We start from the raw sequence: 24,447 nt of genomic DNA on the forward strand, positions 1-24,447 counted from the left end.
TTCGGCATCGACGCCCGCCTCGTCCTCAACGCCACCGGCCCCTGGGTCGACCACCTGCGCCGCCTGGAGGACGCGGGCGCCGCCCCGTCGATCCGGCTGTCGAAGGGTGCGCACCTGGTGATGCGCCGTCAGGCTCCCTGGCGCGCGGCGCTGACCATCCCGATCGACAAGTACCGGGTCTCGTTCGCCATACCGTGGGAGGACCACGTCCTGCTCGGCACCACCGACGAGGAGTACACCGGCGACCCGCTGGACGTCCGCGCCACCGAGCCCGACATCGACCAGATCCTCGGCGAGGCCGGGCACGCGATCCGCGACGAGCACCTCAGGCGCGAGGACATCACCTACTCCTTCGCGGGCCTGCGGGTGCTGCCCGGCGGACCCGGCGACACCGCCGCCGCCAAGCGCGAGACCGTGGTCACCGAGGGCCGCGGCGGGATGCTCTCCGTCGCGGGCGGCAAGTGGACCACCTACCGGCACATCGGCCGCGTCGTGCTCGACAAGCTCAAGCACGCCCCCGGCGTCGGCCTGGCCGAGGACGTGTCGGCCTTCCCGGCGACCGTCCCGCTGCCGGGCATCGGCGCCCCGAACGCCGTCGCCCACCGCCTGATGATCGACCACGAGCCCGGCTCCCGGATGGACCCGCTGGTCGCCCGCCACCTCGCCTCCCACTACGGCACGCTCTCGTTCGAGATCGCCCGCCTGATCGCGGAGCGGCCCGAACTCGGCGAGCGGGTGCACCCGGACGGGCCGGACGTGTGGGCGCAGGTGGTGTACGCGGCGCAGCAGGAGTGGGCGTACACGGTGGACGACGTGTTGCGGCGGCGGACCACGCTGACGGTGCGTGGGCTGGACACCGCGGAGGTGCGCGAGCGCACGGGCGAGTTGCTGCGGCGCTGAGCGGCGGCGGGAACGCACGGCGACGCCCTCCGGTGAGAAGCGGGAATCCGGAGGGCGTCGCGGTTTGCGGGGTGACGTGCCGTCAGTCGGCTAGACGATCAGGCTGAGCGGCAGGATCAGGGCGATCGCGACCACCGAGATCACGGTCTCCATGGTCGACCAGGACTTCAGGGTCTGGCCGACGCTCATCCCGAAGTACTCCTTCACCAGCCAGAAGCCGGCGTCGTTGACGTGCGAGAAGAACAGCGAGCCGGCGCCGATCGCCAGGACCAGCAGCGCGGAGTGGGTGGAGGACATGTTCGCGGCCAGCGGGGCGACGATGCCCGCGGCGGTGATCGTGGCGACGGTGGCGGAGCCGGTGGCCAGGCGGATCAGGACGGCGATCAGCCAGCCGAGCAGCAGCGCGGAGACGTGCCACTTGCCGGACCACTCGCTGACCGCGTTGCCGACGCCGACGTCGATCAGGGTCTGCTTGAAGCCGCCGCCCGCGCCGACGATGAAGACGATGCCGGCGATCGGGGCGAGCGCGGAGCCGACGGTCTGGGAGATCCGCGCCTTGTCGAAGCCGGCCGCGCGGCCGAGGGTGACCATGCCGAGCAGGGTCGCGGCGAGCAGCGCGATCAGCGGGGAGCCGATGAAGTCGAAGATCCGCTGCGGCAGGGCCTTCGGGTCGTCGACCACCACGTCGGCGAGCGCCTTGCCGAGCATCAGCACGACGGGCAGCAGGATGGTGGCCAGCACCGCGCCGAAGCGCGGGGTCTTCTCGTGCTTGGTGGTCTCCACCGGGGCGGTGTCGGTGGGGATCTCCAGCGGGCCGACCCAGCGCTGGGCGACGCGGGAGAACAGCGGTCCGGCGATGATCAGGGTGGGGACGGCGACCAGCAGGCCGAGCGCCAGGGTGACGCCGAGGTCGGCCTTGAGCGCGTCGACCGCGACCAGCGGGCCGGGGTGCGGGGGGACCAGGCCGTGCAGCACGGAGAGGCCGGCCAGCGCGGGGATGCCGATCCGCATCAGCGGGACGTTGCCGCGGCGGGCAACCAGCAGCACGATCGGGATCAGCAGCACCACGCCGACCTCGAAGAACAGCGGCAGGCCCAGCACGGCCGCGATCAGCGCCATCGCCCACGGGAGCATCTTCGGGCCGGTCCGGGCCAGCACGGTGTCCGCGATGATGTTGGCGCCGCCGGAGTCGGCGAGCAGCTTGCCGAGCATCGCGCCGAGGCCGATCAGCAGGCCGACGCTGGCGACGGTCGCGCCGAAGCCGGTGGAGAAGCTGCTCAGCAGCTTGTCGAACGGGGCGCCGGCGACGGCGGCGAGCAGGCCCGAGCCGAGGGTCAGGGCCAGGAAGGGGTGCAGCTTCAGCTTGGTGATCAGCAGCACGATCGCGCCGATGCTCAGCAGCACCGCGACCAGCAGCTGTGTGTTGCTGGACGTGTGGGGGAGCGCCGGTGCGCCGGCGGCCAGCAGGGTGGGGGTCACGCGAGGTCTCCATTGACGGGCGCCACTGCCGCCCGGGGGAGGGCGGGAGCGGCGGGGTGACGATTAGTGGTGGAGCGCGGCGACGGCCTGGTCGACCAGGGTGTCGGGGTCGGCGCCGACGTCCAGCACGGCGCCGCGTTCGTCCGTCTGCAGCGGTTCGAGCACGGCGTACTGGGAGTCCAGCAGGGACGGCGGCATGAAGTGCCCGGTCCGGTGGGCGATGCGGTCGCCGACCAGGTCGTGGCTGCCGCTCAGGTGCAGGAAGAAGGCGTCGGGGCACTCCGCGCGCAGGATGTCGCGGTAGCTCCGCTTGAGGGCGGAGCAGGTCACCACTCCCCCGGTGCCCGCCCGGTTCCGCTCGCCCAGCCAGCTGCCGAGGGCTTGCAGCCACGGCGTGCGGTCCTGGTCGTCGAGCGGGATGCCGGCGCTCATCTTGGCGATGTTCGCCGCCGGGTGGAAGTCGTCGGCCTCGCCGTACGGGAGGCCGAGGCGATCGGCGAGCAGCTGGGCGACGGTGGTCTTCCCGACTCCGGAGACGCCCATCACCACGATGACGGGCGGCTGGTTCTCGGCGCTGAGAGCCATGGGTGGTGCTCCTGTTCTTGCCTGTTCCGTGCGCAACCTTGGCGCAAAGATATGACTTATTCAAGCGGCCGCAACATAATCGTCATACTTTTACCGCTCCGGCCGGTCAGACTGCCCCGCCGGGTGGGCCCGATAGGCTGGGCCGATGGAGATCCAGGGGCTCGCGGGGCGGTTGTTGGGGGAGCTCGGGCCGGCTATCGCCTCCGGGGAGCTGGCACCGGGCACGGTGCTGCGGGCGGAGGAGCTGGAGGAGCGGCACGGGGTCTCCCGGACGGTGGTCCGGGAGGCGGTGCGGATCCTGGAGTCGATGCGGATGGTCGCGCCGAAGCGGCGGGTGGGGATCACCGTGCAACCGCGCGCCGAGTGGGACGTCTTCGACCCGCTGGTGATCCGGTGGCGGCTGGCGGGGGCGGACCGGTCGGCGCAGCTGCGCTCGCTGGGGTCCCTACGGGTCGCGGTGGAGCCCGCGGCGGCCGCCCTGGCGGCCCGGCACGCGAGCGACGACGACCGGCGGGAGTTGAGCGCGCTGGCGGTGGAGTTGACGGTGACGGCCCGGGCGGCGGACCTCGAACGCTTCCTGGAGCACGACATCGCCTTCCACGCGACGGTGTTGCGGGCCTCCGGCAACGAGATGTTCGCGCACCTGAAGGACACCGTCGGCGCGGTGCTGACCGGCCGCACCGAGCACCGGCTGATGCCGCACCGGCCGCGCGAGTACGCGGTGCAGCTGCACCGCGAGGTCGCGGACGCGATCTGCGCGGGCCGCCCGGAGCTGGCCGAGCAGGCGATGCGGACGATCGTGGTGGGTGCGCTGGAGGAGTTGGACGCCACCCTGCCCCGGTAGCACCGCCCGGCCCCGGAGTTGATCGGCCGTCAGATCGACACGCCCGCTTTGCGCGGGATTCAGCGCAATGGCGGAATAGCCTCGCCCCGATCGGGCACGCTTGGGGAGCGTGCGAAGTACGCACGGGCGACGGGGGGTTGGCGATGGCCGGACGGCGGCGCGGTCGGCTGCCGGACGAGGTGCGGGCCGCAGCGGTGCGGGCCGGCCTGGCGTTCGCGTTCACGGTGGTGACGGTGATCGTGGCGGTACTCGCCTCGTGGTCCCACACCGGCCTGCTGACACCGGCGTTGACCGCCATGGGAGCCGGCGTGTTCGTGACCGCCTGGTGCCTGATCGACGTGGTGGTCTCCCGCCAGGTGGCGGCCTCCCGGCGCCGCGAGCCGAACTCGGCGGGCCCGCTGGACGGCAGCCGCGAGAAGCCGCGGAACGACCGCCCCTCGTCCTACCGCCGCGGTGCGGCGGCCTGACTGCTGTCTAGTTGGGGCTTGCTCCACCTTGGCGGTAGCGGCCCGGGGTGGTGCCGAAGGCGTGCCGGAAGGCCTCGATGAAGGCGCTCGGCGTGTGGAAGCCGCAGGCGGTCGCGGTGGCGGTGACGGAGCGGCCCTCGGCGAGCAGCACCAGGGCGTGCTGGAGCCGCAGTTGGGTGCGCCACTGCGGGAAGCTCAGGCCGAGGTCGCGGCGGAAGAGCCGGCTGAGGGTGCGTTCGGCGGCGCCGACGATGCGGCCGAGGTCGGCGAGCGAGCGGTCGTCCGCGGGGTCGGCGGTGAGCAGCGCGGCGAGGTCGCGCAGCCGGGGGTCGGTGGGCTGCGGGAGGCCGAGCGGGAGTTCGGGGGCGTGCGAGAGCTGGTCGAGCGCGGCCTGTTCGAGGGTGCGGGCGGGCCGTCCGGTGGGGGCGTCGGGGCCGGTGAGGTGGGCGATGATCTCGCGCAACAGCGGGGTGGCGGCGAGCACGGCCGGCGCGGTGAGCCGGAGCGGGTTGGTGGCGGCGGGGTAGATCAGGCAGCGCAACTCGCTGGGCCCGTGGGCCTGGTGGGTGTGCGGGACGCCGGCGGGGAGCCAGACGGCGCGGTGCGGCGGCACCACCCAGTCGCCGTGCGGGGTGCTGACCCGGAGCACGCCGAGCCCAGGGGTGATCAGCTGGTTGACGTCGTGCCAGTGCCAGTCGATGCGTTCGCGGTGCGAGAGCGGGTGCCGGCTGGGTCCGGTCTCCTGCCGCGGGGCGGCGTCCATCGGCGGCTCCCGGAAGCGTGGCGGGTTGGCGACAGGGATTGGCAGAGTATCGGAAGCCCGCACGGGGCGGCTGCCGCCAGGCTGGGCGCATGACGAGCGGGACGGGTACGACGAGTACGACGGGTACGACCGGTACGACTGGTAGGACGAACGCGGCTAACGGGACGGCCGGCGTGTGGCGGCGGATGCGGATGTGGGGCACGGCGCACGCCGTCGACGACCTGTACCAGGGCCTGGTGCCGGCGGTGGTGCCGTACTTCGTCCTGGAGCGCGGGTACGGGTACGTGGCGGCGGGCGGGTTGACGCTGGCGGCGACGCTGGGCAGTGCGGTGCCGCAGCCGCTGGTGGGCCTGGCCGTGGACCGGTGGCGGCTGCCGTGGCTGGCGGCGGCGGGGCTGGCGCTGGCCGGGGTCGGCGTGGGGCTGAGCGGGCTGGCGGACGGCTATCCGCTGGTGTGGGCGCTGGTGCTGCTCTCGGGGCTGGGCGTGGCGGCGTTCCACCCGGCGGCGGGACGCTCGGCGCGGGAGGCGGCGGGCGACAGCGCCGGGGCGATGAGCGTCTTCGCGGCGGGTGGCAGCGCCGGGTTCTTCCTGGCGCCGGTGCTGGCAACTCCGTTGCTGGCGGCGTGGGGCGTGCGGGCGACGGCGGTGTTCGTGCTGCCCGCGCTGGTGATGGCAGCGGTGCTGTTCCGGGCGCGGCACCGGACGCACGCGCAGGTCGGCGGCGGGGCGCGGCGGGCCGGGAAGGACCGCTGGGGGCCGTTCATGGTGCTGACGGGCGTGGAGATCGTCCGCTCGGTGGCGTTCTTCGGGGTGAGCACCTTCATCGAGCTGTACTGGCTGCGCCACCTGCACGCCTCGCACCTGCTGGCGGGCGCGGCGCTGACCAGCTTCCTGCTGGGCGGGGTGGCCGGGACGCTCGGCGGCGGGCGGCTGGCGGACCGGATCGGCATGGTGCGCACCGCGCAGTGGGGCACCGTGTTGGCCGCTCCGGCGCTGCTGTTGCTGCGGCTGACGCCCGGTCAGTGGGCACCGCTGCTGTTCGCGGCGCTGGCGGGGGCGATGCTGAACCTGCCGTTCGCGGTGCTGGTGAAGCTGGGCCAGGACTACCTGCCGAACCGTCCGGGCACCGCGGCCGGGGTGACGCTGGGGCTGGCGGTGAGCGTGGGCGGGCTGCTGGCTCCGCTGTTCGGCCTGGTCGCGCAGGCGCACGGCCCGCAGGGCGTGCTGGCGCTGCTGCCCGCGGTGCCGCTGCCGGGGGTGGCGCTGGGCGCGTTCATGGTCGAGCCGGTGCCGGAGCCGGACGTCGACCCGGTCGCGGCCTGACCGGCACGCGCCTGCGCGCCGCCGCCCGGAGGGACCGGACGGCGGCGCGCAGGTGACGGCGGGTCAGCGGCGCGGTTCGACCGCGAAGCCGTACTGGGCGGGCCACCGGCGCGGGACGTCGAGCTCGCGGGCGGCGTGCAGCGGCCAGTAAGGGTCGCGGAGCAGCTCACGGCCGAGCATGACGGCGTCGGCGCTGCCCTCGGTGATGATCCGCTCGGCCTGGGCGGGCTCGGTGATCAGGCCGACCGCGTTGACCGGCAGGCCGGCCTCGCGGCGGATCTGCTCGGCCAGCGGAACCTGGTAGCCGGGCTCGATGGTGATCTGGGCGTTCGGGACCAGGCCGCCGGAGGAGACGTCGATCAGGTCGATGCCGATGGCCTGCAGCTCCTTGGCCAGCAGCACCGCCTCGTCGACGGTCCAGCTGGGCTCCTCGGGCACCCAGTCGGTGGCCGAGACCCGGAAGAAGACCGGCAGGTCGGCGGGCCAGACGGCGCGCACGGCAGCGGCGACCTCGCGGGCGAAGCGGCTGCGACCGGCGAAGTCGCCGCCGTAGCCGTCGGTGCGGCGGTTGCTGAGCGGCGAGAGGAACTGGTGGATCAGGTAGCCGTGCGCACCGTGCACCTCGACGACCTGGAAGCCGGCCTCGGCTGCGCGGCGGGCCGCGGCGGCGAAGTCCTGCACCAGTTCGGCGATCTGGGCCTCGGTCAGCTCGGCGGGGACGGGGTAGTCGTCCTTGAACGGCACCGCGGAGGCGCTGACCACCGGCCAGCCACCCTCCTCGGCGGTCAGCGGACCGCCGGCCAGCAGCGGCTTGTTGGTGGCGGCCTTGCGCCCGGCGTGGGCGAGCTGGATCGCGGGGACGGAGCCGTGCGCGCTGATCAGCGCGGCGACCCGGGCCAGCTGCTCCTGCTGGCGGTCGTTCCACAGCCCGAGGTCCCACGGGGAGATCCGACCGTCGGGGCGGACGCCGGTGGCCTCGACCATCACCAGTCCGGCGCCGCCCGCGGCCCGGGAGCCCAGGTGGGCGAGGTGGAAGTCGGTGGCCGCGCCGGTGTCCGGGCCCTCGGGGAGCGCGGAGTACATGCACATCGGGCTCATCCACACCCGGTTGGGGATGGTCAGCGAGCGGAGGGTGATGGGCTCGAACAGGACGCTCACGGCAGCCCGTCCTTCCTGCGGTCCAGGGGCGGTTTCCAGTCGTACGATACGCGCCGTACTACGACGGCTGTCAAACTACGAGACCTTTCGTACAATGGCCCGGTGACCGCTGCCCACGAGGAGCCCCCCGGCCGACTGCCGGAGCCCGCCACCGACGAGCTCCGACTGGAGTGCGTGCTGCACGCACTGGCCGACCCGAGCCGGCTGCGGATCGTCGCCGAACTGGCCGATGCCGGCGGCACCGAGCTCAACTGCCTCGCCTTCGAGGTGCCGGTGACCAAGTCGACGCTCACCCACCACTTCCGGGTCCTGCGCGAGGCCGGCCTGATCCGGCAGTGCCGCCGCGGCACCTCCAAGATGAACTCGCTGCGAACCGCCGACCTGGCCACCCGCTTCCCCGGCCTCCTGGACTCCATCGTCACCGCCGCCCGCACCGACGCAGCCCACTAACCGCTCCGGACAGACCCGCGACACCGACCGCAGGCGGGGAACGCCGAAGGCAGGGAACCCGGGCACGGGACTCCGGTCGGGGGGAGCCCGAGCAGGGACGCCAAAGGCAGGGAACTCCGAAGGCGAAAGCCCGAGCCCGGAACGCCGAAGGCGGGGAACCCGAACGCCATAGGCGGAAGCCCGGGCGCCGAACGCCGAAGGCGGGAACCCGAGCACGGAACGCCGAAGGCGGAAGCCCGGGCACGAAACGCCGAAGGCGGAAGCCCGAGCACGGGACCCCGAAGGCGGGGAACCCGAAGGCACGGGACCCCGAAGGCGGGGAACCCGAAGGCACGGGACCCCGAAGGCGGGGAACCCGAAGGCACGGAACGCCGAAGGCACGGAACGCCGAAGGCACGGAACGCCGAAGGCAGGAACCCGAACGCCGAAGGCGGAAGCCCGAGCATGCGCCGAAGGCGGGAACCCGAGCGCGGAGTTCGCCATGCCTGGTCGCGGGGTCGCACGGGGCGGGCCAGGGGCCGGTCTGCGATCTTGTTGACGCGATCATGCCTGGTCACGCGGGCTTCATCCGCGTTGCGCCAGTGTTCATCCTGCGTGGCGATTTGGTCTATACCAATCAGGTAGCCTGGCGGTGACAGGTGTCAATGACTGGCCGTGGGGGGCCTTATGACTGTCAATCACCTTCCGTCACCACCATCCGACCAGGAGCTCTACTGGTACTTCGGACCACAGCGCCGCTGGGTCCCGCTGCTCTCCTCGCTCGCCTTCCTGTTCAGCGCGGGCACCATGTTCACCTTCTCGCTGCGCACGCCCGTCCTCTGGCCGTTCCTCGCCGTTCTCGGCGTCAACCTGGTCGCGCTCGCGCTGACCTGCCTGAACGGGCTGCGCCGTCGTCGCTTCACGCGGGCCGGCCACGAACTGCTGGCCGCCGCCTGGCGGCCCGCCGAACCGCCGTCCGTCGACCTCTACCTGCCGACCTGCGGCGAACCGCTGGACGTCCTCGCCAACGCCTACCGCGCGGTGGCCCGACTGGAGCACCCCGGCCGCCTGGACGTGTGGGTGCTCGACGACGGCGACCGGGCCGAAGTCGCCGAGCTGGCAGCCGAGTTCGGATATCACTACGTGGTCCGGCCGAACCGCGGCGAGTTCAAGAAGGCGGGCAACCTCAACCACGCGCTCACCCTGAGCCGCGCCGAGTACATCGCCATCCTGGACGCCGACTTCGCCCCGCGCGCCGACCTGCTCCGCCACCTGCTGCCGTACTTCGGCGACCCGCGGGTGGGCATCGTGCAGAGCCCGCAGTGCTTCGACACCGACGCCTCGATGGGTTGGGTGCAGCGCGCCGCGGGCGCCGCCCAGGAGTGGTTCTTCCGCTGGGTGCAGCCCTCCCGGGACGCCAGCGACGCGGCGATCTGCTGCGGCTCCAACGCCGTCTACCGGCGCGCCGCGATCGATGCCGCCGGTGGCTTCGCCCGGCTCGACCACAGCGAGGACATGTACACCGGCCTCGCCCTGCACCAGCGCGGCTGGACCACCCGGTACGTGCCGGTGCTGGTCGCCAAGGGCACCTCGCCGGAGTCCACCACCAGTTTCGTCAACCAGCAGTACCGCTGGGCGATGGGCAACCTGCACCTGATCGGCGACCGGCCCACCCGCCGCGCCATGACCTGGCGGATGCGCCGCTGCTTCGACGAGGGCATCGTCGGCTACCTGGCCGCCGCGGTGAACGTGCTCACCGCCCCGCTGCCGCCGCTGGTCATGCTGTTCGGCTTCCCCGGCGAGGTGCGCGCCTGGTACGTGCTGCCGATGCTCTCCCTGCTGTGGCTGTGGCACGTGCTGCTGCCCCGGGTCAGCCGCACCCGCTGGCGCTCCGAAGTGCTGCGCGCCAACGTGCTGATGAGCTTCGCCGCGGGCGCCGCGTTCTGGCACACCCTGCGCGGCCGCAGCGCCGCGTGGGTGCCGACCGGCGCCGCGAAGCCGGGCTCGTCCGGCGGAATGGCCCGGCGGGTGCTGCAGGTCTCGCTGCTCTGGACCACCGGCACGCTCGCCGCGACCGCGCTCGGCCTGGCCGTCGCCACCTCCCGGCACGGTTGGACCACCACCTGGGGGCTGGGCCTCTACCTCGCGGTGCAACTCCACCTCGGGCTGCCGCTGATCCGCGACCTGTACGCCGAACTGCGGCCCCGTGAAGCCGAGTTCGGCGAGTCGGGCAGCCGCCCGGCGATGCGGCCCCGGCGCTGGCCGGAGGCCCTCGCGGTGACCAGCACGCTCGCCCTGATCGCCGTTCTCGCCTCCGGCTGGGCGGCGCCGATGCTGCCCTGGCTGGGCTGAAAGGTCCACGAACCCGTGTCCACCAGCACCGCCCCGCTCACCGTCCTGGCGGCGCCACCCGCGCCCGCCAGGCCCGCGTTCCGACCCGACGTCGAGGGCCTGCGGGCCGTCGCCGTGCTCGCCGTCCTCGGCTTCCACGCCGCCGTCCCCGGGATGGCCGGCGGCTTCGTCGGCGTCGACGTCTTCTTCGTCATCTCCGGCTACCTGATCACCGGCCTGCTGCGCGGCGAGTCCCTCGCCACCGGACGGGTCCGGCTCGCCGAGTTCTACTCCCGCCGGGCCCGCCGGCTGCTGCCCTCGGCCGCCGTCCTGCTCGCCGTCGTCGCCGTCCTCGGCGCCCTGCTCACCGCCCCGCTGCGCCGCGCCGACCTGGAACGCGACGTGCTCGCCTCCGCGCTGTCGCTGGCCAACTGGCGGTTCATCAGCGAACAGACCGACTACCTGGCGGCCGGCCGCGACCCGAGCGCGCTGCTGCACTTCTGGTCGCTCGCCGTCGAGGAGCAGTTCTACCTGCTCTGGGCGCCGCTGCTGGCCCTCGCCGCCCGCTGGGCCTGGCGCCGACGCACCCTGTTCGCGCTGACCACGCTGTTCGCCGCCGCGTCCTTCTGGCTCTCCCTGCACTGGAGCGCCGGCGCCTACCTCTCCTCCCCGACCCGCGCCTGGCAGTTCGCCGCCGGTGCCCTGATCGCCCTGCTGCCGGTGCGCCGCCTGCCGCGGGCGGTACGGGAGTTGTGCGGCCTGGGCGGCATGGCGGCGGTGCTCGCCGGGGTGCTGCTCTTCGACTCCCGGACGCCGTACCCCGGTTGGGCGGCGCTGCTGCCGACCCTCGGCACCGCGGCCGTCCTGCTGGCCGGTGAACGGCACACCGTGGGACGGCTGTTGGCGCTGCGCGCGCCGCGGGCGATCGGACGGCTCTCCTACAACCTCTACCTGTGGCACTGGCCGGTGCTGGTGCTCGCCGAGGCCCGTTGGGGCACCCTCGACTGGCCGGTGAAGGTCGCGCTCACCGCCGCCGCCGCGCTGCCCGCACTGGCCGCCCTGCACTGGCTGGAGCAGCCGCTGCGCAGCAGCCGGGTGCTCGGTGAAATCCCGCGCCGCGGACTGTCGTTGGGGCTCACCGCGGTCATCCTCCCGGTGCTGCTGGCCCTGGTGGTCGGCAGTGGCACCATTCGGGCGCTCGGCCCCGCCACTCCCCCGGACCCGGCCGGCCTGCCGCCCGGCGCGCGCGACGGCCGCAGCCTGCTGCTCGCTCCGCCGCCCGCGAGCGCCCCGACGGTGCCCAACCCGGTGCAGGCCCGGCAGGACTTCCCGCCGGACGGCGCCTGCGAGGTCGCCCCGGAGGCGGTCACCAGCCCGCCGTGCCGCTTCGGCGCCGGCGAGGACCGGATCGTGCTGCTCGGCGACTCGCACGCCGGCCAGTGGTTCTCCCCGCTGCTCGGGGTCGCCGCCCAGCACCGATTGGCACTGGAGGAGCTGGTCAAGCAGGGCTGCCCGCTGCCGCAACTCACCGTCACCAACCCGCAGTTGGGCCGCACCTACCACGAGTGCGACAGCTGGCGGACGGCCGCGCTGGCCCGGCTGAAGGACGGCCCGAAGCCGAAGCTGATCGTCGTCTCCTCGCTCAACCGGTACACCGGCGACCGCGAGGCGCTGCTCCGCGGCTGGCAGCAGACCCTGACCCCGCTGCGGGAGCTGGGCGTCCCGATCGTCTACCTGAAGGACACGCCGATCCCCGGGCGGGACGTGCCCGCCTGCGTCTCCGGCCACCCCGACGCGCCGTCCGCCTGCGAGTTCCCGCGGGCCGACGCCCTGTGGACGGACCCGGTGGCGGACGAGGTCGCCGCCGGCCGGCTCCCCGGGGTGCGGGTGCTGGACGTCAACCCGGTGCTCTGCCCCGGCGCGGGCCGCAGCTGCCCGGCGGTGCTGGAGCACGTCCTGCTGTACCGCGACGACTCGCACCTGACCAACACGGCGGCCGTCGTGCTCGCCCCGCGACTCGACCAACTCCTGGCCGAGGACGGGGTGTTCGGCAGCGGGTGGACGACGCTGCTGCACGACGAGTTCGACGGCCCGGCGGGCTCCCGGCCCGACCCCGCGCTGTGGCAGTACGACCTGGGCACCTGCTACCCGGGCTGCCCCGCCGCGCAGTGGGGCACCGGCGAGGTCGAGACGATGACCGACTCGACCGCCAACGTCCGCCTGGACGGCCGGGGTTCGCTGGAGATCGTGCCGACGCGGGGCCCCGACGGCCGGTGGGCGTCGGGGCGGATCGAGACCCGGCGTGCGGACCTGGCGGCGCCGGCGGGCGGGGTGCTGCGGATCGAGGCCTCGCTCGCGCTCCCGGCCGTGTCCGGGCCCGCGGCCGGCGGCTACTGGCCGGCGTTCTGGGCGCTGGGCGGCAAGCTCCGCGACGGGTACACCGGTTGGCCGGGCGTCGGCGAGCTGGATGTCCTGGAGTCGGTCGGCGGGCACGGCGGCTTCGGCACCCTGCACTGCGGCACCACCCCGGGCGGCCCCTGCCGGGAGCCGAACGGCCTCGGCTCCGGCGAGCAGCCGTGCGCCGACTGCTGGGGCGCGTTCCACACCTACACGGTGGAGGTGGACCGCTCGGTCACCCCCGAGACGGTGCGCTGGCTGGTGGACGGCCGCGAGTACCACGAGGTCACCTCCGCACAGGTGGACCCCGCCGCCTGGGACCAGGCCGTGCACCACGGCATGTTCCTGATCCTCAACCTGGCGGTGGGCGGCAACCTGCCCACCGCGTACGGCAGTCCGCTCAGCCCGGCCACCGAACCGGGCCACCCGCTGCGGGTCGCCTCGGTGACCGTCTCGACCCGGAACTGACGCTCCGTCAGAGACGCCCTCGGGGGCGCTGGGGGAACCTCCCCTGGCGCCCCTATCAGGCTTCTTCGGGCTTGCGGAACATCCGGGTCGCGGTGATCTCGCCGTGGATGGTGGGGCCGTCCGGGTCCTGGGGGGTGGGGAGGCCGGGGCGGAGGTGCTCCTCGACGGAGATGTACTTGAGGCCGGCCCGCAGGTCGGCGTCGTTGCGCAGGCGGATGACCAGCGGGAACTCGGCGAGCGCGGTGGTGTCGAACAGGCCGGTGGTGTAGATGAGTTGGACGCCGAGCGCGTCGGCGACGGCGCGCTGGAGCTCCAGCAGGTAGGTGGCGTTGGCGCGGCCGATCGGGTTGTCGAGGAAGAGCGTGCCGGCGTGCCGGAGCTGGGACTGGCCGCGGTCGTTGGCGCGCAGCGCGGCCATCGTGCAGTAGAGGGCGATGGCGGCGGTGAGCAGCTGCCCGCCGGAGAACACGTCGGACATCTGGCCGACGCTCACCCGCTCCGCCCGCAGCACCGCGTCCGGCTTGAGGATCTCCACCGAGACGCCCTTGGGGCCGATCGCGGCGGCGACGCCGCGCAGCAGCAGTGACATGCCGTCACGGCGCAGGTCGGAGTTCTTCTTGACGGCGGCTCGGGTGGCCTCGTCGATGACCTCGCCGAGGCGTTCGACCAGGACGGCGTGGTCGGGGTCGTCGAAGCGGATCCGCAGGAACTCCTGGCCGGACCACTCGCCGAGGCCCTCGGGGAGCCGGGAGAGCCGCTGGGCGGCGCGCAGCGTGGCGAGGGCCGACTCGACCAGGCCGCGCAGCCGGTCGACGATCGAGCTGCGGTTGCGCTCCAGCTGGGCCAGCTCGTCGGTGAGGACGCGCAGCCGGGGGGCGAACGCGGCGGCCCAGGCGGCGGCGTGGTCGGGCAGGGCGGCGGCGGGCAGTTCGCGGATCTGCTGCCGGGCGGGGGTGCGGACGGCCTCGTAGCGGGCCGCGTTGGCGTGCCGGACCAGGGCGTCGGAGGCGTCCCGGACGGCGAGTTCGGCGCCGGTGAGTTCGGTGGCGGCGCCGCGCATGGCGCGCCGGGTGTCGGCGACGGCGGAGCGGGCCGCGGCCAGGCCGCCGAGGTAGGCGTCGGCGGCCTGGTCGTGCTCCTCGCCGGCGTCGCGGAGCGAGTCGCGCAGCTGCCCGGCGAGTTCCTCGAAGTCGGCGGCGGCGGCCTGCGCCTGCTCCAGCGCCCGCTGGAGTTCGGCGTGCTCGGTGCGGGCGTGGTCGACGCGTTCGCGCCGCTCGGCGAGCAGCGCGGTGGCGGTGCGCAGCAGGGCCTGGGCGTGCTCGGGGTCGGCGGGGAGCAGGTCCTCGGGGAGTTCGGTGTGGGCGTCGCCATTGACGGGGGCGGAGCGCTCGGCGTCACCACGCAGGCGGCCGACCTCCTCGGAGGCGGCGCCGGACCGGGCCTCGATCAGCGTGACGAGTTCCTCGGCGCGGGCGGCGGCGGCCTGCCGGGCGGGGCCGTCGGCGCCGTCGGGGCTGACCAGGAGTTCCTCGGCGCGGGCCTTGACCTTGTTGCTGAGCCGGTCCAACTCGGCTGCGGCGGCGGATTCGTCGCCTTCGGCGCGGGCCTGCTCGGCACGCAGGTCGGCGCCGACGCCGACCTTCTCGTACAGCTGGGCGGCGGCCCGGTAGGCCTCGCGCAGCGCGGGCAGCGAGGAGGCGGGGGCGTCCGCCGGGGTGTCCGCGAGGTCGGCGGCGTCGACGGCGGCGATCTCGGCGCGTTCTCCGCGCAGGGTGCGGCCGGTGCGGCGGGCGTCGTCGGCGGCGCGCTGGGCGGCGCGGCGGTCCTCGTCGCAGGTGCGGGCTCGTTCGGCGCAGACGGCCTGGCGGCGTTCGCACTCGGCCGCGTCGTCGGCGAGTTCGCGCTGCCGGCGGGTCCAGTTGGCGCGCTCGCGCAGCCGGAAGGCGAGGCCGGCCAGGGCGTCGGCGCGGCGGCGGGTGCGCTGGGCGGTCTCCCGGCACTCCTCGTGGCGGGCGGCGGCGGCGGCGTGTTCGGCCTCGGCCTCGGTGTGGTCGGCGCGCAGGGTGGCGAGTTCGGCGGCGGCGACCGCGGCGTGCTCGGCGGCCGCGGCGGCGGCTTCGGCGAGGTCGCCGAGGGTGCCGGGCGGGCTGCTCGCGTGCCAGGAGGCGAGCCGGGCGGCCAGCGCGCGGTCGCCGCCGAGGCGGGCGGCGAGTTCGCGGATGTGCTCCTCGCGGGCGGTGGCGCGGGCGCGCAGCTCGCGGCGCTCGTCGTCCGCGGCGATCTCGTTGTGCATGGCCGGGTTCGGCGGCACCAGGAAGAAGCCCGGCTCGCCCTCGATGGGGGCGATCAGCGCGGCGGAGGTGCCGACCGCCACGGTGGAGCGGGGCAGTAGCGCGGCCGCGGCGAGGGCCTCGCGGGCCCGGTCGAGCGAGGCGGGGTCGGTGACCACGACGCCGTCGACGAGTTCGGGCCGGGCCGCGAGGATGGCGTCGTGGTCGGCGGGGTCGACGGACTGGGCGAGGTAGCGCCAGCCGGGCAGCGCCGGGATGCCGTGCTCGCCGAGGTACTCGACGGTGGCGAGGACGTCCGGACCGGGCGGCAGCAGGCCGCCGTCGCCGAGCGCGGCGAGGATCCGGGAGTCGTCGGCGGCGGCGGTGCGCAGGTCGAACAGGGTGCGCTCGGCGGTCGCCACCGACTGGTCCAGCAGCTCGCGCAGGTCCTCGGCGCTGGCGTCGAGTTGACGGGGCGTCAGGAATCCCTCGGTCTCCTCGCCGCCGTCCTGGTACGGGCTCAGCGCGAGGAGTTCGGCGAGCCGGTCCTCGGCGGCGAGCTGCGCGGCGGTGCGGTGTTCGGCGGCCAGCGCGCGCTCGGCGGCGGCGCGGGCGTCGGTGGCGCGGGCGGCGGCGAGTTCGGCGCGGGCCTCGGCGGCACCGGCCTCGCGGACCCGGACGGCGGTCTGCTCGGCGGCGGTGCGGGCCTGCTCCAGCTCCTCGGTGGCGGCGCGTTCGGCGTCGGCGGCGTGCAGCGCGGCGCGGGCCGGGTCGGGTTCGGCGCCGGAGTCGTCGATCCAGCCGGCCTCGACCGCGGCGGCGGTCTCCTGCTCGACCTCGGCGAGCCGCTGGCGCAGGTGCTCGGCCTCGGAGCGGGCCTTCTGCGCGGCGGTGGCGGCGGCGGTCGCCTCGGCCTGCGCGGCGGCCCCGTCCTCCTGCAACTCCCCTGCGCGCAGCTCCTCCTGGTCGGCGCGGGCCTCGGCGGACGCGGCGGCGGCCTCCAGCGCGCGGGCCAGCGCCCCGGCGGCCTGGGCGCGGGCGGCGAGCGCGGGCGCGGCGTCGAGTTCGGCTTCCCGGATGGCGGCGGCGACCCGGGCCGCGCGGTCGGCGGCGGCCCGGTGCCGCAGCACCGCCTCGGCGGCCTGCCAGGCGGCGAACTGGGCGCGGGCGTCGGTGAGTTCGCGGCGCAGCCGGGCTGCGTCGGCGGTCGCCGCCTCCAGCCCGAGGGTGGCGTGCCGGTAGCTGAGCTCGGAGACGATCAGGGAGTGCCGGGTGCGGTCGGTCTCGGCGGCGGTGACGGCGCCCGCCGCGGCGGCCACCTCGACGGCCAGGTCGTGCGCCCGGTCGCGTTCGACGGTGGAGCGGGCGCTGAGCGACCAGGCGAGCTTGCGGGTGCGGCGTTCGGCGGCGCGGTGGCCCTCGCGGACGGTCTCCCGGGCGGCGGTGGCGTCGACGATCCGCTGCAGCAGGTCGACCGAGCCGGCGGTGAAGTCCCGTTCGGCGGTGAGTTCGGCGCGCCGGCCGAGCTTGGCGGCGAAGCCGTGCACCAGGTCGGCGAGACCGTCGGTGTCCCGGGTGTCGGTGACGGCGCGCAGCAGCAGGTCGGTGAAGTCGGCGTCGTTGCGGACCGCGAACAGGCCCGCCGCCTCGCCCTCGTCCGCGTTCATCTCCCGCTGGTAGCGGAAGAGTTCGGGGTCGAGGCCGAGAGCGCCGAGGTGCTCGTTCCAGCGGTCGTGGATCTCCTCGAAGGTGACGTCGAGGTACGGGTACGCCTTGGCGGCCTCGGTGAGCGAGTCGCGGAAGCCCTTCATGGTGCGGCGCCGGCCGCGGGCCTGCTGGTCACCGGCCAGGCTGATCCGTTCGGCGACCGGCAGCGAGTCCAGGGTGAGGCCGGGGCCGGGCCGGAAGGAGTACCAGAGCTCGGCGAACTTCCGCGGGTCGGACGAGACCTGGCGGCCGCGCCACTCGCTGACCTTGCCGACCACGATCAGCTCGCCGGTGACGGTGTGCTGCCACTCCAGGGCGACGTGCCCGCAGTCGTCGGCGAGCAGGAACTTGCGCAGCACGCCGGACGAGGCGCCGCCCAGGGTGTTGCGGTGGCCGGGCAGCATCACCGAGAAGATCAGCTTCAGCAGCACCGACTTGCCGCCGCCGTTCTCCAGGAACAGCACGCCGGCCGGCGCGGGCCGCCGCTGCGGGCCCTCCGGCTCCTCGCCGAACAGCCCGATCTGCTGGGGCTGCGGCTGCGCCACCGGCTCGCCGACCCCGCGCAGGTCGAGCACCGTGTCGGCGTAGCGGGCGCCCGCCGGCCCGATCGAGTACAGGCGGACCCGGTTCAGCTCGTACATGTGCGGCGGTTCTCCTGGAGCGGTCTCAGCTGGGGTGACAGGGGGGTCAGAGCGCGTGGAACGGGAGGCCGGCGTCGGCCACCAGCTCCTCGCTCTCGTCGGGCGGCAGCAGCGAGGCGCTGCCGTCGCTGACCGGGACGACGCCCAGGTCCAGCAGCTCCGCCATCGCGGCGCCGCCCGCCAGGTCGCGGACCTGCAACTGGTAACGGGCGGTGGTGCGGTAGGTGCCGCCGGCGTCGTCGGAGGTCTTCTGCAGGAACCCGGACTCCACCAGGAAGGACACCGCCTTGGAGACTATGCCGGTGGTGGAGCCGGCCAGCCGGCGCGCGTCCTTGGTCGCGCCGGTCGCCGAGCGGCGCGACCACACCCGCCAGGCGGCCTCCAGCCCGGGCGCGTCGCTGGCCGGGTCGGTGTTGCTGCCCTGCTCCTCGGCCCGCTCCTCCAGCCGCCGGCAGGCCTGCCGGACGAACGCGTCGACGCCGTTGACGGTGACCCGGCCGAGGTAGCCGTCGTCGGCGAGGTCCTCCGGGCGGGGGAAGGCCAGCGCGGCCACCGCGAGGTGGGCCAGGCCGTGCAGGAAGCGGTCCGCGGACTCGGAGGCGGCGCGCCGCGAGTAGTCGCCCATCCGGACGGCGAACAGCGAGTCCTCGGCGGCCGCGACGGCCATGCCGGCCCGCGGCGACACCTCCAGCACCACCAGGCCCATGCCGGTGGCCACCGCGTCCGCGAGCCGCCCGAACGACGGGTCCTCCCGGTAGCGGCGGACCAGCTCCGCGTACTCCGCGTCCCGGGCCGGCAGCAGCTTCGCCTGCAGCCCGAAGGAGACCAGCCGGGCGGCCTCGGCGACGTCCGCCGGGCTGAGCGCCGCCGACGCGGCGGGCGACTCGGTCTCCTGCGGCGCCCACGCCTCGCTGCTGGTGGTCATGACGGGGCTCCTTCGGTGCGGGTGGTACGAGGGGTGCCTGCGGCACGGGAGGTACGGGCGGCTCGGACACCGGACGTGGGGGTACGGAGGCGGCCGGGCGGGTGAGGGGTCGTCGCGGTGCGACGGGGTGACGGGGCGTCAGGGCGGGTGCGCCGAAGGCGGTGGGGCGACGGGGCCTCAGGGCAGGTGCGCCGGCGGTGGCGGGCTGACGTGGCCTCAGGGCAGGTGCGCCGGCGGTGGCGGGCTGACGTGACATCAGGGCGGGTGCGCCGGAGGCGGTGGCGGTGGCGGGTCACACCGCGTCCTTGCGGTCGGCGGCCATGCCGGCGGCGTCCAGCTGGGCGCTGCCGACGATCAGGTCGGCGCCGCCGAAGCCCGGGTCGTCGAGGCGGGTGCCGTCGTCGACCGCGAAGAGCAGGCGCTGCTCGCCCTGGCGGTAGGCGGTGCCGACCGGGGGGCTGGCCGCGTGGACGGCCAGCAGGGCGACCAGGTAGGCGAGTTCCTCGCCGTCCTCGCCCTGGTCGGCGCCCCGCTTGCGGGCGTCGGCGAGCAGGCCGGAGAGCCGGCGGGGGGCGTCGGCGGGCAGGTCGAGCAGGTCGAGGGCGCTCTCCAGCTGGGCCTCGGAGAAGCGGCTGTCGTCAGGGGTGGCGACCAGGTCGGGCTCGGGCAGTTCGGCGCCCAGGTGCTCGCGCTCCACCGGCGGCGTGAGCAGCAGGTCGACCAGGTCGGCGACCCGGACGGACACCGGGGTGCGCAGTCCGGTGCCGCGGGCGAAGAACGCGTCGGTGGGCCGGGTCGCGTCGGCGAGCGGCAGGGTGAGGACCGGGGCGAGGAGTTGACCGTAGAGGTCGATGCCGGTGCGCGCGGTGGGTGCGGAAAACGCTTGCCGGTCCTGCTCGGCGCGGAACAGCGGACCGGCCTCCAGCAGCCTGGTCTGCAGCTGCGTGTGCCGGCGGATGCAGTCCTTGACGATGTCGACCAGTTCGGCGGCGCGCCGCTTGTGCTCGGCGTCCACGCTCTCGTCGCGGGCCTTGCGGATGTTGGTGAGGATCGCGTTCTCGTGCCGGTAGCGGTCGGCGATGTGGTCGAGCGCCTCGTCGATCAGGTCCGGGACGGTCTCCATCCAGTCCACCGCGCGGACGTTGCGGCGGGTCGCCTCCAGCGCGCGGCGCAGCGTCTCGGCGTACTGGACGGTGCGGTACCGGGCCTGCTCGGCGGCGAGTTGGGCGTCGGCGAGGCGGCCGCGGCGGATCAGCACCTCGAGCTTGACCTCCGCCGCGATCTGCGCCGAGGTGACGTCGGTGTCGAGGGCGCCGACCAGGACGTTGACCGCCTCGTCGGTGGTGCGCAGGTAGACCCCGCCGTCCTGGCCGGGGACCTCCTCGATCAGCTTGAAGTCGTAGTCGCGGCGGGTGTACTCGCCGTCCGGCCCGAAGGTGCCGTAGACGGCGCGGAAGCCGCGGTCCACGCTGCCGACGTTGATCAGCGACTCCAGCACCCAGCGGGCCACCCGCTCGTGCTCCGCGCCCGTCCGCCGCGGGTTCTGGGCGGCGATCCGGGGCAGCAGCCGGCCCAGCACTATGTCGCGGTCGGCCCCCGTGTCGAAGTCCATGTTGAGCGTGACCAGGTCGATCGCGGCCAGACCGATCTCCGCCATCGTGTACGAGGCGTACTCACCGGCCAGGTTGACCTTCCGGCTGTCCAGGTCGTGCAGCGGAGCGGTGCAGGCCAGCGCCTTGAGCCGACGGGCTAGTCCCTCGTCGGCGGCCGGGCCGGGGGCGGGCCGGGTGGGCTGGTCTGCGATGGCGGTCACGGTGGACAAGATTAGAGGTTTCCGCGGACAGGTCCGAAACGCCCCCTTTCGGGGGAGCTGTCCAGCGCTATTGAACGTGTTCAAATTCAGGTCTAGAGTCCTTGCGTGACACCGAGTGCCATTCCGGCACCGGCATCGAGGGGGGAGTTCCACCTTGTCCCGCACTGCCGCCGTCCTGACCGGTCCCACGGACGCCGCCGCCACCGCGCCCGTCACCGAGACCGCCCTGACCCGCCGCCGCATCCGCCGCTGGCTCTGGCTCTTCATCGCCTGCCTGGTACTGGCCGGACTGACCGCCTTCCCGCTCCGGACCGAGACCGGCCTGCTCCGCTCCCTCACCCACCACCTCGGCCTGGCCGAGGCGCTCCCCGCCCTCGGCTCCTGGGTCGACCGGGTCCAGGCCGGCGTCGCCGACGGCTACGGCCGCCACCCCTTCCTCGCCTACGGCACCGACTGGCTGGCCTTCGCCCACCTGGTGATCGCGCTCGCGTTCTGGGGCCCGCTCAAGGACCCGGTCCGCAACGTCTGGGTGATCCGCTGGGCGATGATCGCCTGCGGCGCGGTCATCCCGCTCGCCCTGGTCTGCGGACCGCTCCGCGGCATCCCGCTCTTCTGGCAATTCATCGACATGTCGTTCGGCGTCCTGGGTGTCATCCCGCTCCTGGTGGTCCACCGCCTGATCCGCCGCCTCGAATGGCAGCAGGCCCTCACCGCCCACCACGACTTCGCCCGGGTCGTCCCCTCCTCCTGACCACCGGGGCACGGGGCCGGACCGTCCCGGGAAGCCGGTCACGCCACGTCGACGGCGGTCAGGCGCAGGTCGCCCTCCCAGGCGTCGCATCGGACGGTGCCGGTGGCGAAGGTGAGTTCGAGAGCGATGCGGCCGGTCCACGGGTCGTGTTCCGCCCGGGCGGCCAGGACGGGTCGGCCCAGGTGCGGGGTGAACGGGGTCTCGACGGGTGCGGGCCGGACGTCCAGACGGCCCCACTCACCCAGGTCCACGTCCTGGTGGGGCTGCTCGTCCCTGACGATCAGACACCAGTCACTGCCGGTCGCGACGAAGGTGCACCCACCGCGGTCGTCGCGCAGCCAGACCACCACGGGGTCGGCCGCGCGCTCGCCCTCGTAGCTGTACCAGGACGCCACCACGCCCGTCAGTCGACGGCCGACCAGCACGGCGGGGTCCAGGCCCGGGCCGTGCAGCGGACAGGAGTGCGGGGCAGCGGGGTTCACGGGACGGACGGTAGCCCGGCGGCCGGTCGGTCCACCAACGAACGGGCCCCGCACCGGCCGACGGAGGCGGCTACCACTGCATCCGGACGTCCTCCGCCCACCCCAGCAGGCCGTCGACGGCGACGGTCGCGCCGTCGTCGGGGCGGATGGTGCCGCGGTAGTGGCCGAAGCACTGGTCGGTGCGGTTGGCGATCAGGCCGGCTTCGGTGCGGGTGTGGCGGTGGTGGAAGGGGGTGAAGGTGAGGTCGACCTGGTCGGAGTCGGGGGTGCGGATCCGCCAGGGGGAGAGAGGGGCGGCCAGGTCGTACTGCCAGGTGAGTTCGGTGCCGAGCTTGCTGAGGCGGCCGTCGACGCAGAGGGCGTTCTCGGTGGCCCCGGTGCCGACGGTCCACCGGCCGCCGAACTGGAGGCCGACCGTGCGGCCGTCGGTGCGGCCGGAGGCGGCGCCCCAGTTCCAGGAGACCGCGCGGGGCCAGCGGCCGCGGCCGTGGTCGAGGACGCCCCACGCGTCGGCGTCGAAGGCGTACCTGCGGTCGCCGAGGCGGACGGTGCCGGTGGCGGGGCGCGCGGTGTGCTTGGAGGTGTACTGGAAGCGGCGCTCGTCCCAGGGCACGACCACGCTCAGCGTCTCGTGGCCGGCGGGGAGCGCGACCAGCAGGTCGACCTCCAGCGGACGCCGGTCGGCGGTCAGCGCACGGGCCCGCAGCCGTGTGCCGCCGGGTTCCTGACGGATCGACACCCGCACCCGACGGCGGCTCGGACGCTCCGGCCCCACGACGAGGTCACCGCCGTACGGGCCCCCGGAGCCGGCGATGCCCTCCGGCAGGGCGGTGGCGCCGAACGGCAGCCCCGGGGCGAGGGCGGTGCGTTCGTGGTCCTCGTGGACGCCGCGCTCGTCCCAGGCCAGGAAGTAGACGGTGTCCAGGGTGAGGAAGTCCAGGTCGCTGACGGTGAGCGCGATCAGGTGGGTGGGCGTGGTGACGCACCAGTACTCCCACCGCTTGGTGCGTCCCCAACCGCGCAGGTTGCCGCGGTGCAGTGGGGTGCGCGACCAGCCGACCGCCGCCGGGTCGAGCCGCCCGTCCGGTCGGCACAGCTCGACGGGTGCGGTGATCTCACGCTCACGGGTCGCCATCCGCGCACCCTACTGCCGTGACCGGCGCACCAGCCATGGTGCGCAGCGGACCGAGCCGCCCGCGCCTGCCGAGGGAACGGACGACTCGTCAGCGCACCGGCGGCTACTTGGCGGCGGCGACCGCGTCCGGGGTGCCGTCCGCGGGGGCGGCCTGGCCGGGGACGACGGCGCGGCGGATGCCGGGGATGGCGAGAGTGACCAGGGCGGCGGCCACGGCCGCGCCGGCGCCGATCAGGAAGGCGGTGCGGAAACCGGTTTCCGACGGCAGCGTGTGGGTGCCGAACCTGGTGGTCATGTGGGCCAGCACGACGCCGATGACCGCGGAGGAGCTGGAGGTGCCGATGGAACGCATCAGCGCGTTCAGGCCGTTGGCGGCGGCGGTCTCGGAGGCCGGCACCGCGCCCATGATCAGGGCGGGCATGGCGGCGTAGGCGAAGGCGATGCCGCCGCTGATCACGCAGGAGAAGACCAGCACGCCCCAGGCGTGGCCCATCAGGGCGAGCGCCGAGAGGTAGCCGGCGGTGATCACCACGGCGCCGACCAGCAGCGAGACCTTGGGGCCACGGGCCGCGGAGAGCTTGGCGGAGAACGGCGACAGCAGCATCATCACCAGGCCGGCGGGGGCCATCCAGAGGCCGGCGGCGACCATCGACTGGCCGAGGCCGTAGCCGGTGGCGGTCGGCATTTGCAGCAGCTGCGGGGAGACCAGGCTCATCGCGTACATCGCGAAGCCGATCACCACGGAGGCCAGGTTGGTCATCAGCACCTGGCGGCGGGCGGTGGTGCGCAGGTCGACCAACGGCTGCTCGGTGCGCAGCTCCCACCAGCCCCAGACCGGCAGCACCACGGCGGCCGCGGCGAACATGCCGAGGGTGGAGCCGGACGCCCAGCCCCAGTCGCCGCCCTTGGAGACGGCGAGCAGCAGCGCGACCAGGCCGATGGTGAGCGCGACGGTGCCGACCAGGTCGAAGCGGCCGCCGGAGCGGACCGGGGACTCCGGGACCAGCAGCACCACGGCGGCGGCGACCACCAGGCCGAGTGCGGCGGAGATCCAGAACAGCGCGTGCCAGCTGGCGTGTTGGGCGATCACGGCGGACAGCGGCAGGCCGAAGGCGCCGCCGATGCCGAGCGAGGAGCTCATTAGCGCCATCGAGGAGCCGAGCTTCTGTGGCGGCAGTTCGTCGCGCATGATGCTGATGCCGAGCGGGATGACGCCGGCGCCGACGCCCTGCAGCGCGCGGCCGATCACCATCGGGGCGAGCGAGTTGCTGAAGCCGCAGACCAGCGAGCCCACGACGAGCAGGGCGAGGCTGATCAGCAGCACCCGGCGCTTGCCGTACATGTCGCCGAGCCGGCCGAGCACCGGGGTGGCGACCGCGCCGGCCAGGAGCGTCGCAGTGATCGCCCAGGAGGCGTTGGCGGCGTCGGTGTGCAGCAGGTTCGGCAGGTCGGGGATCAGCGGGACCACCAGGGTCTGCATCAGCGAGACCACGATTCCCGCCCCGGCGAGCACTCCGACGACGGGGCCGGTGCGTGCCTGACTCATGGGGTCTTCCCATTCTCTAGATATGCATGAT

General features: G+C 74.4%; 18 protein-coding genes. 8 read left to right on the plus strand and 10 right to left on the minus strand.

Going from position 1 to position 24,447, the window contains the following annotated elements:
* Positions 1-900 (plus strand): FAD-dependent oxidoreductase (locus AB0K51_RS24990; RefSeq protein ID WP_363459192.1); only part of this gene is annotated, 900 nt, incomplete at its 5' end.
* 90 nt (positions 901-990) lie between these two features.
* Here AB0K51_RS24990 and AB0K51_RS24995 read toward each other — a convergent pair.
* Positions 991-2,379, minus strand: a complete 1,389-nt coding sequence (locus AB0K51_RS24995) for a gluconate:H+ symporter (protein ID WP_363459194.1) — start codon at positions 2,377-2,379, stop codon at positions 991-993.
* 63 nt (positions 2,380-2,442) lie between these two features.
* Positions 2,443-2,964 carry a gluconokinase gene (locus tag AB0K51_RS25000; protein ID WP_363459195.1) on the minus strand — a complete coding sequence of 174 codons (522 nt, stop codon included), beginning with the start codon at positions 2,962-2,964 and terminating at the stop codon, positions 2,443-2,445.
* Between the two features lie 145 nt (positions 2,965-3,109).
* On the opposite strand from AB0K51_RS25000, the gene AB0K51_RS25005 reads away from it, so the two are divergent.
* Entirely contained in the window at positions 3,110-3,808 is a 699-nt protein-coding gene (locus tag AB0K51_RS25005; protein WP_363459197.1) for an FCD domain-containing protein, read from the plus strand.
* Positions 3,809-3,951: 143 nt separating this feature from the next.
* A complete protein-coding gene (locus tag AB0K51_RS25010) occupies positions 3,952-4,275 on the plus strand; it encodes a hypothetical protein (protein ID WP_363459199.1) in 324 nt (107 codons plus the stop codon).
* A gap of 7 nt (positions 4,276-4,282) precedes the next feature.
* On the opposite strand, the gene AB0K51_RS25015 is transcribed toward AB0K51_RS25010, so the two are convergent.
* A complete protein-coding gene (locus AB0K51_RS25015; protein WP_363459201.1) occupies positions 4,283-5,038 on the minus strand; it encodes a helix-turn-helix transcriptional regulator in 756 nt (251 codons plus the stop codon).
* A 191-nt stretch (positions 5,039-5,229) separates the two neighbouring features.
* Between AB0K51_RS25015 and AB0K51_RS25020 the strand changes: the two genes are divergently transcribed.
* Positions 5,230-6,363, plus strand: a complete 1,134-nt coding sequence (locus AB0K51_RS25020) for an MFS transporter (RefSeq protein ID WP_363459203.1) — start codon at positions 5,230-5,232, stop codon at positions 6,361-6,363.
* Between the two features lie 63 nt (positions 6,364-6,426).
* Here AB0K51_RS25020 and AB0K51_RS25025 read toward each other — a convergent pair whose 3' ends face one another.
* Entirely contained in the window at positions 6,427-7,521 is a 1,095-nt protein-coding gene (locus tag AB0K51_RS25025) for an NADH:flavin oxidoreductase/NADH oxidase (RefSeq protein ID WP_363459205.1), read from the minus strand.
* 102 nt (positions 7,522-7,623) lie between these two features.
* Between AB0K51_RS25025 and AB0K51_RS25030 the strand changes: the two genes are divergently transcribed.
* The 3 genes from AB0K51_RS25030 to AB0K51_RS25040 all read left to right on the plus strand — a co-directional run bounded on the left by AB0K51_RS25030 (position 7,624) and on the right by AB0K51_RS25040 (position 13,146).
* Positions 7,624-7,971, plus strand: a complete 348-nt coding sequence (locus AB0K51_RS25030) for a metalloregulator ArsR/SmtB family transcription factor (RefSeq protein WP_363459207.1) — start codon at positions 7,624-7,626, stop codon at positions 7,969-7,971.
* A gap of 666 nt (positions 7,972-8,637) precedes the next feature.
* Entirely contained in the window at positions 8,638-10,302 is a 1,665-nt protein-coding gene (locus AB0K51_RS25035; protein ID WP_363459209.1) for a glycosyltransferase, read from the plus strand.
* Between the two features lie 15 nt (positions 10,303-10,317).
* Positions 10,318-13,146: an SGNH hydrolase domain-containing protein gene (locus tag AB0K51_RS25040; protein WP_363459210.1), complete on the plus strand. Its 2,829-nt coding sequence runs from the start codon at positions 10,318-10,320 to the stop codon at positions 13,144-13,146.
* Positions 13,147-13,201: 55 nt separating this feature from the next.
* On the opposite strand, the gene AB0K51_RS25045 is transcribed toward AB0K51_RS25040, so the two are convergent.
* The 3 genes from AB0K51_RS25045 to AB0K51_RS25055 form a co-directional block, all read right to left on the minus strand.
* On the minus strand, positions 13,202-17,764 hold the full coding sequence (locus AB0K51_RS25045) for a hypothetical protein (RefSeq protein WP_363459212.1): 4,563 nt from the start codon (positions 17,762-17,764) through the stop codon (positions 13,202-13,204).
* A gap of 46 nt (positions 17,765-17,810) precedes the next feature.
* Positions 17,811-18,689 carry a hypothetical protein gene (locus tag AB0K51_RS25050; protein ID WP_363459213.1) on the minus strand — a complete coding sequence of 293 codons (879 nt, stop codon included), beginning with the start codon at positions 18,687-18,689 and terminating at the stop codon, positions 17,811-17,813.
* 292 nt (positions 18,690-18,981) lie between these two features.
* Positions 18,982-20,502 carry a hypothetical protein gene (locus tag AB0K51_RS25055; RefSeq protein WP_363459215.1) on the minus strand — a complete coding sequence of 507 codons (1,521 nt, stop codon included), beginning with the start codon at positions 20,500-20,502 and terminating at the stop codon, positions 18,982-18,984.
* Positions 20,503-20,656: 154 nt separating this feature from the next.
* On the opposite strand from AB0K51_RS25055, the gene AB0K51_RS25060 reads away from it, so the two are divergent.
* On the plus strand, positions 20,657-21,253 hold the full coding sequence (locus tag AB0K51_RS25060) for a hypothetical protein (protein ID WP_363459217.1): 597 nt from the start codon (positions 20,657-20,659) through the stop codon (positions 21,251-21,253).
* 38 nt (positions 21,254-21,291) lie between these two features.
* Here the strand turns inward: AB0K51_RS25060 and AB0K51_RS25065 are convergent, their stop codons facing one another.
* The 3 genes from AB0K51_RS25065 to AB0K51_RS25075 all read right to left on the minus strand — a co-directional run bounded on the left by AB0K51_RS25065 (position 21,292) and on the right by AB0K51_RS25075 (position 24,416).
* Entirely contained in the window at positions 21,292-21,735 is a 444-nt protein-coding gene (locus AB0K51_RS25065; protein WP_363459219.1) for a hypothetical protein, read from the minus strand.
* A 70-nt stretch (positions 21,736-21,805) separates the two neighbouring features.
* Positions 21,806-22,870, minus strand: coding sequence for a DUF2804 domain-containing protein (locus AB0K51_RS25070; protein WP_363459220.1), 1,065 nt, complete (start codon positions 22,868-22,870; stop codon positions 21,806-21,808).
* Between the two features lie 103 nt (positions 22,871-22,973).
* Entirely contained in the window at positions 22,974-24,416 is a 1,443-nt protein-coding gene (locus tag AB0K51_RS25075) for an MFS transporter (protein ID WP_363459222.1), read from the minus strand.
* Between the last annotated feature and the right edge of the window lie 31 nt (positions 24,417-24,447).

Origin of the sequence: Kitasatospora sp. NPDC049285 (assembly GCF_040678815.1) — a bacterium.
Taxonomy (GTDB): domain Bacteria; phylum Actinomycetota; class Actinomycetes; order Streptomycetales; family Streptomycetaceae; genus Kitasatospora.